Below are 13539 nucleotides of genomic sequence, written 5' to 3'. Positions count from 1 at the left end.
CACCTGGGAGGTGCCGAGCGCCGACCACCGCGCCCGTCGCGAGGCGCCGTCCAAGCAGGTGTACGCTGCGCCGTGCCGCGAGCGCGAGGTGTGGGGGGATTTGTCGCGGGTGTACCTGAGCATCCTGCGTGAGCTCGCCGTGGTGCAGGGCGTGCCGTTCGCGCCGCTGCCGGCGGCCTTGCTGGCGTTGCCGGCCGACCTGCTCGAGATCAGCGCCCGCCTGCATGACTACGCCCTGGGCTGTCGCGACGACCCGGGGCTCGATGCTGCGCAGATGGCGCTGTTGCACGCGCGCTACATCCACACCTCGGCGCACTGGAATGCGCTGAGCGCATGGCGCGAAAGCGTGTTGGACGGGGTGTTCGTCAATCGACCGACTGCCGATGGGGTGAGGCGGGTGCATCGCGATTCGCTGGCGGGTTGAAGGGTGGGTCACCAATGGCTGGCGGCACGGGGGAGGGTGTCGGCGCTTGTCTGGATGGGGGCGCCAAACCGACCTGATGCCGCCATCGCGATCCACCGTCATTGCGCTGGGCCGGCTTCGCCAGCCATCGCGGCTGAAGCCGCTCCTACAGGGCCGGGTTGGGCGGGCCGAAGTGATGCGTCAGGTTGGGCCGGCGAAAGTGATGCGTCAGGAAGACGCGCTGTAGGAGCGGCCGGTCCGGCGCCCCGGTCAGTCGCGATGGCCGGCGCAGCCGGCCCAGTGCAGGTCACGCAGAACAAGCAGGTGATCGGGCGGCAGGCCTCAAGCCGCGCCGCCCTCTTTCATGTTCATGGCCGCCTCAGACCTCGACAATCAACTCGCCGGTGCCTTGCAGCAGAATGCGCAGCGTCTCGATCACTTCGGCCAGATCACTCGCCGGGGTGGCGTGTTCGATCTCCAGTTGTTCATCGCCCTTGAGCGCATCGCGATCGCCCGGTGCCACCTTCAGTAGCAGACGGGTCGGGCTGAACGTCACGCTCAGGCCGTCGAGGGTGGAAGGCGCGTCATCCAGGGTCAGGTCGAGGGTGTCTTCGTCCGGATATCGGGTCAGCAGAAACATCTGGCCGTTGCTGGCGAAGCAGCACAGCGTCGCCATGTTGTCTTCTTCGTCATCGCACGGGGTGGCGAGGAACTGCTCTGTCTTCAGGTGCATGGCGGGCTCATGGAATGAATGAAAAGGAATTTTGCCAGGGGGAAATGTCTCAGCATTGCGACATATTGCCTCACCTTGACCGAATATGTCGCAGCACCGGAAGCCGCATGACCGGCCAGTCGTTAAGCTGCCCAGTCGATGGTTACCCGTAAAGGCACAGTGTTACCCCACAGTCGCTTTTGCAGATACCCATCACCCGCTGAGCCTGCAACCCAGTCCCAGCGCCTGGTTTTTCGCGCTCCACGGCCCTCATGTCCATGGTTGATGACTATGGTTGATGCGACTGGAGCGCGCACGCAATGCTTCCCTATGATCAAAGAGCCAACGCGGAGTACCACACAGATGGCGTTTTTCACCGCAGCCAGCAAGGCCGATTTCCAGCAGCAGTTACGATCGGCCCTGGCGCAGCACATCAGCGAACAGACCTTGCCCCAGGTCGCCCTGTTCGCCGAGCAGTTCTTCGGCATCATTTCCCTGGACGAACTCACCCAGCGTCGGCTATCCGACCTGGTCGGCTGCACCCTGTCTGCCTGGCGCATCGTCGAGCGTTTCGATGCTGAAACCCCGCAAGTACGGGTCTACAACCCGGACTACGAACGCAACGGCTGGCAGTCGACCCACACCGTGGTCGAGGTGCTGCACCACGACCTGCCGTTCCTGGTCGACTCGGTCCGCACCGAGCTGAACCGCCACGGCTACAGCATCCACACCCTGCAAACCACCGTGCTCAGCACCCGTCGCGGCGCCAAGGGCGAGCTGCTCGAACTGCTGCCCAAAGGCAGCCAGGGCGAGGGCGTGCAGCACGAATCGCTGATGTACCTGGAAATCGACCGCTGCGCCAACGCCTCCGAACTGAGCGTGCTGAGCCGCGAGATCGAGCAGGTGCTGGCCGAAGTGCGCGTGGCCGTGGCCGATTTCGAGCCGATGAAGGCACGCCTGCGCGAGGTCGTTGCGCTGGTCGAACAGAGCCCCTATGCCCCGGTGCAGAACGAAAAGGCCGAGGTCGCCGCGTTCCTCGAATGGCTGCTGGACAACCACTTCACCTTCCTCGGCTATGAAGAATTCACCGTCACCCATGACGGCGAAGGCGGGCGCATCAACTATGACGAGCAGTCTTTCCTCGGCCTGCCGACCCGCCTGCGCGTCGGCCTGAGCGCTGAAGAGCTGCGCATCGAAGACTACGCCGAGGCTTACCTCAACGAGCCACTGCTGTTGTCGTTCGCCAAAGCGGCCTTGCCGAGCCGCGTACACCGCCCTGCGTACCCGGACTACGTGTCGATCCGCCAGCTCGATGCCGATGGCAAGGTCATCAAGGAATGCCGCTTCATGGGCCTGTACACCTCGTCGGTGTATGGCGAAAACGTGCATGCCATCCCGTACCTGCGGGTCAAGGTGGCCGAAGTCGAGCGCCGCTCCGGTTTCGACGCCAAGGCGCACCTGGGCAAGGAACTGACCCAGGTGCTGGAAGTACTGCCGCGCGACGACCTGTTCCAGACCCCGATCGACGAGCTGTTCAACACCGTCATGTCGATCGTGCAGATCCAGGAACGCAACAAGATCCGCGTGTTCCTGCGCAAAGACCCGTACGGCCGCTTCTGCTACTGCCTGGCCTACGTGCCGCGCGAGATCTACTCCACCGAGGTGCGGCAGAAGATCGAACAGGTGCTGATGGAGCGCCTCAAGGCCAGCGACTGTGAATTCTGGACCTTCTTCTCCGAATCGGTGCTGGCGCGCGTGCAACTGATTCTGCGGGTCGACCCGAAGAACCGCATCGACATCGACCCGCAGCAGCTGGAAAAGGAAGTGATCCAGGCCTGCCGTTCGTGGCAGGACGACTACTCCGCCCTGGTGGTGGAAAACTTCGGCGAAGCCCAGGGCACCAACGTGCTCGCCGACTTCCCCAAAGGCTTCCCGGCCGGTTACCGCGAGCGCTTCGCCCCGCACTCGGCAGTGGTCGACCTGCAGCACGTGGTGGCGCTGAACGACCAGCGCCCATTGGCCATGAGCTTCTACCAGCCGCTGACCAAGGTCGGCGAGCGCATCCTGCACTGCAAGCTGTACCACGCCGACACGCCGCTGGCGCTGTCTGACGTGCTGCCGATCCTGGAGAACCTGGGCCTGCGCGTGCTGGGTGAATTCCCCTACCGCCTGCGCCATGCGAAGGGGCGTGAGTACTGGATCCACGATTTCGCCTTCACCTACAGCGAAGGCCTGAGCCTGGACCTGGAGCAGCTCAACGAAACGCTGCAGGACGCCTTCATTCACATTGTTGGCGGTGACGCCGAGAACGATGCGTTCAACCGCCTGGTGCTCACCGCTGGCCTGCCATGGCGCGACGTGGCCCTGTTGCGCGCCTATGCCCGCTACCTCAAGCAGATCCGCCTGGGCTTCGACCTGGGTTACATCGCCAGCACGCTGAACAACCACACCGACATCGCCCGTGAACTGACGCGCCTGTTCAAGACCCGCTTCTACCTGGCGCGCAAGCTCACCCAGGATGACCTCGACGACAAGCAGCAGCGCCTGGAGCAAGCCATCCTCACCGCCCTGGACGACGTCCAGGTGCTCAACGAGGACCGCATCCTGCGCCGCTACCTGGACCTGATCAAGGCCACCCTGCGCACCAACTTCTACCAGCCAGACGCCAACGGCCAGGCGAAGTCCTACTTCAGCTTCAAGTTCAACCCCAAGCTGATCCCCGAGCTGCCCAAGCCGGTGCCGAAGTTCGAGATCTTCGTCTACTCGCCGCGCATCGAAGGCGTGCACCTGCGCTTCGGTAACGTCGCCCGGGGTGGCCTGCGCTGGTCGGACCGTGAGGAGGACTACCGCACCGAAGTGCTGGGCCTGGTCAAGGCGCAGCAGGTGAAGAACTCGGTGATCGTGCCGGTCGGTGCCAAGGGCGGCTTCCTGCCGCGTCGCCTGCCATTGGGCGGCAGCCGTGACGAGATTGCAGCAGAAGGCATCGCCTGCTACCGCATCTTCATCAGCGGCCTGCTCGACATCACCGACAACCTCAAGGACGGCGGCGTGGTGCCACCGGCCAACGTGGTGCGTCACGACGAAGACGATCCATACCTGGTGGTGGCGGCCGACAAAGGCACCGCGACCTTCTCCGACATCGCCAACGGCATCGCCATCGATTACGACTTCTGGCTGGGCGACGCCTTCGCCTCCGGTGGCTCGGCAGGCTACGACCACAAGAAGATGGGCATCACCGCCCGTGGCGCCTGGGTCGGCGTGCAACGCCACTTCCGCGAGCACGGCATCAACGTGCAGGAAGACCCGATCACCGTGATCGGCGTGGGCGACATGGCCGGTGACGTGTTCGGTAACGGCCTGTTGATGTCCGACAAGCTGCAGCTGGTCGCGGCCTTCAACCACCTGCACATCTTCATCGACCCGAACCCTGAAACCGCCAACAGCTTCGCCGAGCGCAAGCGCCTGTTCGAGCTGCCGCGCTCGGCCTGGACCGACTACGACACCAGCATCATGTCCGAAGGGGGCGGGATCTTCCCACGCAGTGCCAAGAGCATCGCCATCAGCCCACAGATGAAGGAACGCTTCGCCATCGAAGCCGACCGTCTGACCCCGACCGAGCTGCTCAACGCACTGCTCAAGGCGCCGGTCGACCTGCTCTGGAACGGCGGCATCGGCACATACGTGAAAGCCACCAGCGAAAGCCATGCCGATGTCGGCGACAAGGCCAACGACGCCTTGCGCGTGAACGGCGACGAGCTGCGCTGCAAGGTGGTGGGCGAGGGCGGCAACCTCGGCATGACCCAGCTGGGCCGCGTCGAGTACGGCCTCAACGGCGGCGCCACCAACACCGACTTTATCGACAACGCCGGTGGCGTGGACTGCTCGGACCACGAGGTCAACATCAAGATCCTGCTCAACGAAGTGGTGCAGGGTGGCGACATGACCGAGAAGCAGCGCAACCAGTTGCTCGGCAGCATGACCGACGAGGTCGGCAACCTGGTGCTGGGCAACAACTACAAGCAGACCCAGGCGTTGTCCTTGGCTGCGCGTCGCGTGCGTGAGCGTATCGCCGAGTACAAGCGCCTGATGGCCGACCTCGAAGCGCGTGGCAAGCTGGACCGCGCCATCGAGTTCCTGCCGTCCGAGGAGCAACTGGCCGAACGTCTGGCCGCCGGCCAGGGCCTGACCCGCGCCGAGCTGTCGGTGCTGATTTCGTACAGCAAGATCGACCTCAAGGAGCAGTTGCTCAAGTCCGAAGTGCCGGACGACGAGTACCTGACCCGCGACATGGAAACCGCTTTCCCGCCGTCGCTGGTGAGCAAGTTCGCCGATTCCATGCGTCGTCACCGCCTCAAGCGCGAAATCGTCAGCACCCAGATCGCCAACGATCTGGTCAACAACATGGGCATCACCTTCGTTCAGCGCCTGAAAGAGTCCACCGGCATGAGCGCGGCCAACGTGGCCGGTGCCTATGTGATCGTGCGCGACATCTTCCACCTGCCGCACTGGTTCCGTCAGATCGAAGCGCTGGACTACCAGGTCCCGGCCGAGATCCAGCTGACCCTGATGGACGAGTTGATGCGCCTGGGCCGCCGCGCCACCCGCTGGTTCCTGCGCAGCCGCCGTAACGAACAGGATGCTGGCCGTGACGCTGCCCATTTCGGGCCGAAGATCGCCCAGCTGGGGCTGAAGCTCGACGAGCTGCTCGAAGGCCCGACCCGCGAGCGCTGGATGGTCCGCTACCAGGGCTATGTCGATGCCGGCGTGCCGGAGCTGTTGGCCCGCATGGTTGCCGGCACTTCGCACCTGTACACCCTGTTGCCGATCATCGAAGCCTCCGACGTCACCGGCCATGAACCGGCGCAAGTGGCCAAGGCGTTCTTCGCCGTCGGCAGCGCGCTGGACCTGACCTGGTACCTGCAGGAGATCAGCAACCTGCCAGTGGAAAACAACTGGCAGGCCCTGGCCCGCGAAGCGTTCCGCGACGACATCGACCTGCAACAGCGCGCAATCACCATCTCCGTGCTGCAAATGACCGATGCCCCGCAAGACATGGACGCTCGCGTGGCCCTGTGGATCGAGCAGCACCGCGTCATGGCCGAGCGCTGGCGCGCCATGCTCGACGACCTGCGCAATGCCACCGGTCACGACTACGCGATGTATGCAGTGGCCAACCGTGAGCTGGTGGATCTCGCCATGAGCGGGCAGGCGGTGGTGGTGCCGTCCTGAAGGTGAGCTGAAATGAGAAAGCCCCGGCAGAGATGCCGGGGCTTTTTTGTCTCCAGTGGCCCGTCCCGATCCAGGTGTCACGGGCCGACCCACGCTGGCGAAGATCATTTCACTGCCATTGGCAGAACGCTTCGCCCACCCAGCCCCTCAGATCGCCAGCGCAAACCGCTGCGTCATCCCCAGATCCGTCGCCACATAGCTGGCATCCACCCGGGCAATGGTTTCGATCGCCTCCACGGCGCGCACCGACAGTCGCTGATCAACCCGATACACCACCCCAAAGCAGGTGCCGCCGATCAGCAAGCCCTGCGGCGCATCGCTGAAACTCAGGCGCTCGACGGTGCCTTGCGCTACCCACTGCGACACCACGTCTTCGGTGGCAATGCCGATCAGGTCGGAGCCGGTCACCATCTGCACCAGCACATCGGTGTGCTTGCACTGCAGGTTGCTCGGCAGTGCCTGGCGGCCGGCGCGTTCGGCCAGCAGTGTCTGCAATTCGGTGGGCAGCGACGAGCAGGCCAGCGGGTAGTCGGCCAGTGCACCGAATGAGCGCTCCTGCGCAATCGACAGCGGGTGATGCCGGCGGCAGAACAACTGGAAGCGCCGGGGGCGCAGGGCTTGAGTGATGTAGCCCTGGTCGGCGCGGATGTGGCGCAGGTCGGCGATCAGGAATTCGATCTCGCCGGCGTCCAGGTAGCCCTTGAGGATGTCCGGCGCGTCCACCCGCAGATCGATGCGCGTATCGCGGTGGCGGTCGATGAACTCGGCGAGGGCTGCAGGCACCAGCCGCGCTGCGGGTGCCGGGCCGCAGCCCAGGCTCAGGAGCGGAGCGGGCGTGAGTTCGCCCCCGAGGATGTCCTGACGCAGTACTTTCATCGCCTCGATGATGTCGCGGGCACGTCCACGCAGTGTCTGGCCCTGAGCCGTCAGCGTAAAACCGCGTCCGCCTGCGCCACGCTCCACCAACTGGCAACCGAGGTTGTGCTCCAGGCTCTGAATGCTACGGCTGAAGGCCGATTGGGTGATGAAGCTCGCCTGGGCGGCGCGGGTGAAGTTGCCGTGCTCGGCGAGCGCCAGAAAGTGTCTGAGTTGGTGCAGGTCCATGGCGAGTCTCGCGGGGAATGGCGCTGATGCGGGAAAGACGTTTCACAACGCAGGCATTGCGAGCTAGGGCTGCGCGCTGAACGGGTCGATGAACGGTATCCTGATAACTTTTCGATTTTAAATACCAATTATTTATAACCATATGGCGCTTCAAGTGGCATCGCCCGTTTCGGCCATCTGCCACTCAGCGCTGATCACCTTGCGCCGCGTGCGCACAGGCCCCGCACGCCCTGGCCGGCCCTTCGGCAATGACCCGCAAGCCCAGGCACCAGACCTGACGTGCATGGCCGCCATGCATTTTTCGCCTTGTACAGCCTGCAACAGCCGCTGTTAAAACACCGACTCGACGGCCAAGACCGTCTTCGCACTTGCGACCTGCCCGTTGAAGACCTGACCCGATCTCGGGAAGCCCCAACACCGACCGTACGCCTGGAGCGTCGGCGAGTGCTTCAGCGGCTGCCATTAGAGAATCAGGGGATCCGAACCATGAAGCCAATCACCAGCACCCTGCACCGGGGCGCGCTCCTGGGGTTGTTGTACCTGCCCGGCGCTTATGCCCAGAGCGCCGAGTCGCCGACAGACACAACAGCCCAGGCCACGCCGACGCTCAAGGCGGTGACCGTGACCGCCACCCGCCGCGAGGAATCGCTGCAGCAGGTGCCGGTGGCGGTCACCGTGGTCGATGGCGAGCAGCTCGAACGGGAAAACCGCAACAACGTGGCCGCCATCGTTCAGCAGGTGCCGACGCTCAATTACCGCAGCAGCCCTTCCAACAAGGACAGCTCGCTGTTCGTGCGCGGCATCGGCACCATCTCCACCTCGCCAGGGGTGGAGCCCAGCGTGGCGACGGTGATCGACGGCGTGGTGTACGCCCGTCCTGGTCAGTCAACGCTGGACCTGCTGGATGTCGACCGCATCGAAGTACTGCGCGGCCCCCAGGGCACCTTGTTCGGCAAGAACGCCTCGGCCGGTGTGCTCAACGTGATCACCCGTGAACCTGAAGACGCCACCCACGGTTTTGTCGACTATTCACACTTTGGCGCAGGTGACGAAAACCGCGTGCGCCTGGGCCTTGGCGGGCGTCTCAGCGAGACCCTCAAAGGCTCCCTGACCACCTCGTTCGGCGAGTACGACGGCAACGTCAGGAACGTGGTCAACGGCCACGACACCAATGGCTACGAGCGCAAGGGCGTGCGCGGCAAACTGCAGTTCCAGCCCCAGGAGGACGTGAAGTTCACCCTGATCGGCGACTACAGCGACGGCGAAAACGACACGCCATCGGTGCTGGTCACGCCCAGCGCCGCCATCGCAGGCGCCATCGCGCCAGTGGTCCCAGGCGCTGACAACCGCAAGATCAGCAGCGACTACAGAACCCATGTCGAGGACACCAACCGCGGCCTGTCATTGCAGGCCGACTGGTCGCTGACCGACTTCACCCTGACCTCGATCAGCGCCTGGCGCGGCTGGGACAACACGCAATACCAGGACAACGACTTCACCGCAGCCTTGCCGGTCAGTGCCGTGCACGATAAAGGCGATGTCGACTACGACCAGTTCAGCCAGGAATTGCGCCTGACCTCGCCCAAAGGTCAGTTCGCCGAATACGTGCTCGGCACCTACCTGTTCCATGGCAAATCCGAAGAAACCTACCGGCGCCTGTCGGTGAACGGTTCAGTGCGCAACAGCGGCCGCGCCGACTACAGCGCGACCAACGACAGCTACGCGGTGTTTGGCGAGACGACCCTGAATGTCCGTGACGACCTGCGCGCCATCTTCGGCCTGCGCTGGACGCTGGATGAGATCGAGTACGACCACCGCCGCCTATCCACCTCGCCGCTTGCCGTCAACTCGGTACGCCCGTCGTTTTCCAGCAGTGGCTCGCACCGTGATAACGGCGGCTCAGGGCGTATCGGCTTGCAGTACGACATCAACGACCAGCTCACGACCTATGCCACTTACTCGCGCGGCTACAAAGGCCCGGCCTACAACGTCTACTTCAACATGCAAGCGCTGGACCTGGACCCGCTCGACCCGGAAACCTCCGACACCTATGAGCTGGGCCTCAAAAGCAGCCTCTGGAACAACCGCCTGACGGCAAACCTCGCGGTGTTCCACTCCACCTACGACAACTATCAGGCCAACTTCTTCGATGTGGTGGGCACCTCCGTGGTAACCCGGCTGATCAACGCCGGCACCGTCACCAGCGAGGGGGTCGAGCTCGACTACGCGCTGCAGGCCACCCAGCAGCTCAAGCTCTCCGGTGCGCTGGCCTATACCCGCGCCCGTATCGATGACTTCGGCTGCCCGGCGGGCGCGGCCAGCAGCTGCAACATCAACGGCAAGCCGTTGCCCTTCACCCCGGACTGGAAAAGCTACCTGCGCGCCGACTACACCATCCCGCTGGACAACGGCTGGGACATCGAACTGGGCACCGATTACAGCTGGCAGGGCGAGGTGCAATACAGCCTCGACCAGAACCCCAACACCCGGCAGGGCGCATTCGGCCTGTGGGGCGCGACCGTTGCGCTGGCCGACTACGACGCCGGCTGGCGGGTGGCGGTGATCGGCAAGAACCTGGCCGACAAGTCGTATTCACCTGTGTTGTCGTCCGGGGCCAGTACCACCCGCGTGGTGCCGCGCGACGACGAGCGTTATTTCGGCGTGCAAGTGCGCAAAGACTTCTGACCCTTTCACTGCTGGAGGAAAACCATGAGCCTGAACCTGCAACGCGTGCACCCACTGCTTGGCGCGCGCATCTCGGACATCGACCTGGCCGATGTCAGCGACGCGACCCTGGCACAGATCGAAGCCGCGCTGGTGACCCACAAGGTGCTGTTCTTCGAGGACCAGCACTGGAGCGCCGAACAGCAGAAAGCCTTTGCCGAGCGCTTTGGCGAGCTGCATGTGCACCCGGTCTATGAAGCCGATCCGGCCGTGCGCGAACTGGTGGTGTTCGCCTACGACGAGACCCGAAAAGGCGCCAACGACACCTGGCACGCCGACGTGACCTTTGCCGATCGACCGTCGAAACTGGGCATTCTGTATGCCCAGGAAATTCCCGAGCTGGGCGGCGATACCCTGTGGGTCGACACCGAAGCGGCTTATCGCGCGCTGGCGGCGCCGCTGAAAACGCTGTTCGACGGTTTGAGCGCAGTGCACGACATCCGTCACGCCCGCAGCCCGAACGCGCAGCCCTACAGCGAGGCCCTCAGGCACCTGAACCGTGTCTTGCCGCCACCGATCCTGCACCCGGTGATCCGCACGCACCCGGTGTCGGGCAACAAGTCGATCTACGTCAACCGTGCGTTCACCTCGCAGATCGCCGACCTCTCCTGGGTTGAGTCCGAACACCTGCTGACGCTGTTGCTGCAGCATTTGCAGATTCCCGAATTCCAGATGCGCTGGGCCTGGAAGAAGAACACCGTGGCCATCTGGGACAACCGCAGCACGCAGCACCTGGCCGTGGCGGACTATTTCCCGGCGCGTCGCCAAGTGCGCCGCGCGGCGGTGCTGGAAGAGGGGCGGCCGGTATGAAAGCAGGCAGATACTGGCTGGCGCTGCCCTTGATCGCATGGATGTCGCTGGCCCAGGCGCAGGGCGTGACCTTGCGCATCGCCAGCCCCGATGTGACCTCCGGCTCGCAGCCCAGCGGCGGCCCGCTGGTCGATGTGCTGCACACCCGGCACCTGCTCGAAGAGGCGCTAGCCGCCGATGGCGTCGAGGTGCAGTGGCACTTCTTCAAGGGCGCCGGGCCGCTGATCAACGAAGCCATGTCCAACGATCAGCTGGATGCTGCGTTCCTTGGAGACCTGGCCTCGATCATCGGGCGTGCCGGTGGTCTGCGCACGCGCTTGCTGATGGCCACCGGCCGCGCCAGCAACGGCTACCTCGGCGTGGTGCCCGGCTCGGGCATCGAGCGCATCGAAGACCTCAAGGGCAAGCGGGTCGGGATTCTGCGCGGCACCGCCGACCACCTGGCCCTGATCGATGTGCTGGCACGCGCTGGCTTGAGCGAACGCGACGTCAAGGTGATCAACCTTGACTTCAACGCCGTCAACAGCGCCTTGGCCGCGCGGCAGATCGACGCCAGTTGGGCACCGGCACGCTTGTTCGCGTTGAAGCACAAGGGCCTGATCGAGATCCCGCTCGGCAGCCAGCAACTCGACGGCCGCGGCGCAGGGCAGGGCGGGCTGGTCGTCACCCAGGCCTTCATCGATGCCCACCCGCAGGCGGCGCAACATCTGGTCGAAGGCGTGCTCAAGGCGCAGCACTGGCTAGCCCAGGAAGCCAACCGGCAGGCGCAGATCGAGCTGAGTGCCCAGCAGTCTGGCTACCCGCCTTCGGTGTTGACCCAGGCGCTGCAGGGCGGCGACCTGAGCTTCGTCTACTCGCCGTTGCTCGACCCGTACTACCTGGGCGTGCTGCGCAAGGACGTGCAGCTGGCTGCAGACGCGCGCCTGATTCGCAAGCCGTTCGATGTCGATCAATGGGTCGAGCCGGCCATTCTCGAGCGCGCCTTGCAGCAGGCCCAGCTCGGCGACGCCTGGACACCGGCCACGCATTACCGCTGGAGCACCGCCAAGGACACTGCCCAATGAGCCAACCGCTAACCCCATACACCGCCCACCCGCAGCGCTACGAGGGCCGCGACTACCGCCGCGCCGGTCGCAGTGGCCTGCTGCTGCCCGCGCTTTCGCTCGGGCTGTGGCACAACTTCGGCGACAACACACCGCTGAGCCGCCAGCGCAGCATTCTGCGCACCGCTTTCGACCATGGCGTGACCCACCTGGATCTGGCCAACAACTACGGGGTGCCCTACGGCAGCGCCGAGCGCAACCTGGGGCAGTTGCTGCGCCAGGACTTCAGTGCCCACCGCGACGAGCTGATCATTTCCACCAAGGCTGGCTGGGACATGTGGCCAGGCCCCTATGGTCAGGGCGGCAGCTCGCGCAAGTACCTGCTCGCCAGTCTCGACCAGAGCCTGGCGCGGCTGGGTCTGGATTACGTGGACGTGTTCTATTCCCACCGTTTCGACCCTGACACGCCGTTGCAGGAAACCGCTGACGCCCTGGCCAGCGCTGTGCGTCAGGGCAAGGCGCTGTACGTGGGGATTTCTTCTTACCCGGCGCAGCAGGCCGACGAGATTGCCGCGCTGCTCAGCGAACGCCAGGTGCCACTGGTGCTGCAACAGCCGCTGTACAACCTGCTCGAGCGCAGCATCGAGACCAACGGGGTGCTGCAAGGCGCGCATGAGCGGGGCACCGGTGTGATCAGTTTCTCGCCGCTGGCCCAGGGCTTGCTGTCGGGCAAGTACGCGCAGGCGATCCCCGAAGACTCACGGATCGGCAAGGGCAGTCGGTACTTGCCCGAGCAGGCGTTGAACGAGCAACTGCACAGCCGTATCCGTGTGTTCAGCGAAGTGGCTGCGCAGCGCGGGCAGACGCTGTCGCAACTGGCGCTGGCGTGGACGCTGCGCAACCCGCAGGTCACCTCGGTGCTGGTGGGCGTCAGCACGCCCGAGCAGTTGATCGAGAACCTGCACGCGCTCGACAACCTGGCGTTCAGTGCAGATGAATTGGCGCAGCTGGCGCAGACGTGACGCTGTACCGGACCGCCGCGGCCTTGTCGCCGCGCATGCCAGATGCAGTGTGCACGGCCTCGCTGCCGCGTCACGCCTGCTGCGGTGGGTACGGCCTTCATTTCACCCTTGCTGCAGCGCCTCACTGCAGTGACCTACAGGAGCCATGACATGGGCAATGTTCAGCGCACTACGGGTGCCCTTGCGTTTTCGCCGGTGCCTGCGCCCGACCTCGCATCCGGCACTGAGCGCCTCCCATCAGACCCCCTGGCGCTGGCCAGGCTGCAGGTAACCCCGCGGCGTGCGTGGCGCCGGCGTGAAGCGCTGGTGCTGGGCATGCTGGCCTTGGTTTTGCACGGTGCGGTGATCGTCTGGATCAATCAGCAGCCGACAGCCGAGTTGCCCGTGGTGCCGCCTGAGGTGCCGCCGATGACCATCGAGTTTTCCCAGCCCGCGCCGCCAGTGGAGCCACCGCCGCCGCCACCGCCGCCTGCGCCGGTGGCGCCTGTGGCT

The 13539-nt window shown here is 64.7% G+C and carries 7 protein-coding genes and 2 pseudogenes; 7 read left to right on the top strand and 2 right to left on the bottom strand.

Annotated elements, in window-relative coordinates:
• Positions 1-424 (top strand): annotated as a pseudogene (locus RT028_RS17270) (DUF2235 domain-containing protein); the annotation flags it as partial.
• Between the two features lie 358 nt (positions 425-782).
• On the opposite strand, the gene RT028_RS17265 reads toward RT028_RS17270, so the two are convergent.
• The gene (locus RT028_RS17265; RefSeq protein ID WP_312936327.1) at positions 783-1136 is read right to left on the bottom strand and encodes a hypothetical protein; all 354 of its coding nucleotides are present in this window, start codon (positions 1134-1136) and stop codon (positions 783-785) included.
• 342 nt (positions 1137-1478) lie between these two features.
• On the opposite strand from RT028_RS17265, the gene RT028_RS17260 reads away from it, so the two are divergent.
• A complete protein-coding gene (locus RT028_RS17260; RefSeq protein WP_312936326.1) occupies positions 1479-6344 on the top strand; it encodes an NAD-glutamate dehydrogenase in 4866 nt (1621 codons plus the stop codon).
• A 147-nt stretch (positions 6345-6491) separates the two neighbouring features.
• Here the strand turns inward: RT028_RS17260 and RT028_RS17255 are convergent, their stop codons facing one another.
• A complete protein-coding gene (locus RT028_RS17255) occupies positions 6492-7448 on the bottom strand; it encodes a LysR family transcriptional regulator (RefSeq protein WP_312936325.1) in 957 nt (318 codons plus the stop codon).
• Between the two features lie 486 nt (positions 7449-7934).
• Between RT028_RS17255 and RT028_RS17250 the strand changes: the two genes are divergently transcribed.
• From RT028_RS17250 to RT028_RS17230, 5 genes and pseudogenes are all read left to right on the top strand, one after another.
• A complete protein-coding gene (locus RT028_RS17250) occupies positions 7935-10133 on the top strand; it encodes a TonB-dependent receptor (protein WP_312936324.1) in 2199 nt (732 codons plus the stop codon).
• Positions 10134-10157: 24 nt separating this feature from the next.
• Positions 10158-10982, top strand: a complete 825-nt coding sequence (locus RT028_RS17245; RefSeq protein WP_312936323.1) for a TauD/TfdA family dioxygenase — start codon at positions 10158-10160, stop codon at positions 10980-10982.
• Positions 10979-12046, top strand: a complete 1068-nt coding sequence (locus tag RT028_RS17240; protein ID WP_312936322.1) for an ABC transporter substrate-binding protein — start codon at positions 10979-10981, stop codon at positions 12044-12046. The genes RT028_RS17245 and RT028_RS17240 overlap by 4 nt, the downstream gene beginning before the upstream one ends.
• Positions 12043-13047: an L-glyceraldehyde 3-phosphate reductase gene (gene mgrA / locus RT028_RS17235; RefSeq protein ID WP_312936321.1), complete on the top strand. Its 1005-nt coding sequence runs from the start codon at positions 12043-12045 to the stop codon at positions 13045-13047. The genes RT028_RS17240 and mgrA overlap by 4 nt, the downstream gene beginning before the upstream one ends.
• 243 nt (positions 13048-13290) lie before the next feature.
• Positions 13291-13539 (top strand): annotated as a pseudogene (locus tag RT028_RS17230) (energy transducer TonB); the annotation flags it as partial.

Source organism: Pseudomonas sp., assembly GCF_032058845.1.
GTDB lineage: Bacteria > Pseudomonadota > Gammaproteobacteria > Pseudomonadales > Pseudomonadaceae > Aquipseudomonas.
The sequence above is the reverse complement of the archived record's forward strand: the minus strand, read 5'-3'. Positions and strand labels throughout refer to the sequence as shown.

What these genes read in the sequence shown, in the direction of transcription:
- RT028_RS17265 (WP_312936327.1), bottom strand. Translation starts at nt 1,136, where the DNA reads ATGCACCTGAAGACAGAGCAGTTCCTCGCCACCCCGTGCGATGACGAA.
- RT028_RS17260 (WP_312936326.1), top strand. Translation starts at nt 1,479, where the DNA reads ATGGCGTTTTTCACCGCAGCCAGCAAGGCCGATTTCCAGCAGCAGTTA.
- RT028_RS17255 (WP_312936325.1), bottom strand. Translation starts at nt 7,448, where the DNA reads ATGGACCTGCACCAACTCAGACACTTTCTGGCGCTCGCCGAGCACGGC.
- RT028_RS17250 (WP_312936324.1), top strand. Translation starts at nt 7,935, where the DNA reads ATGAAGCCAATCACCAGCACCCTGCACCGGGGCGCGCTCCTGGGGTTG.
- RT028_RS17245 (WP_312936323.1), top strand. Translation starts at nt 10,158, where the DNA reads ATGAGCCTGAACCTGCAACGCGTGCACCCACTGCTTGGCGCGCGCATC.
- RT028_RS17240 (WP_312936322.1), top strand. Translation starts at nt 10,979, where the DNA reads ATGAAAGCAGGCAGATACTGGCTGGCGCTGCCCTTGATCGCATGGATG.
- mgrA (WP_312936321.1), top strand. Translation starts at nt 12,043, where the DNA reads ATGAGCCAACCGCTAACCCCATACACCGCCCACCCGCAGCGCTACGAG.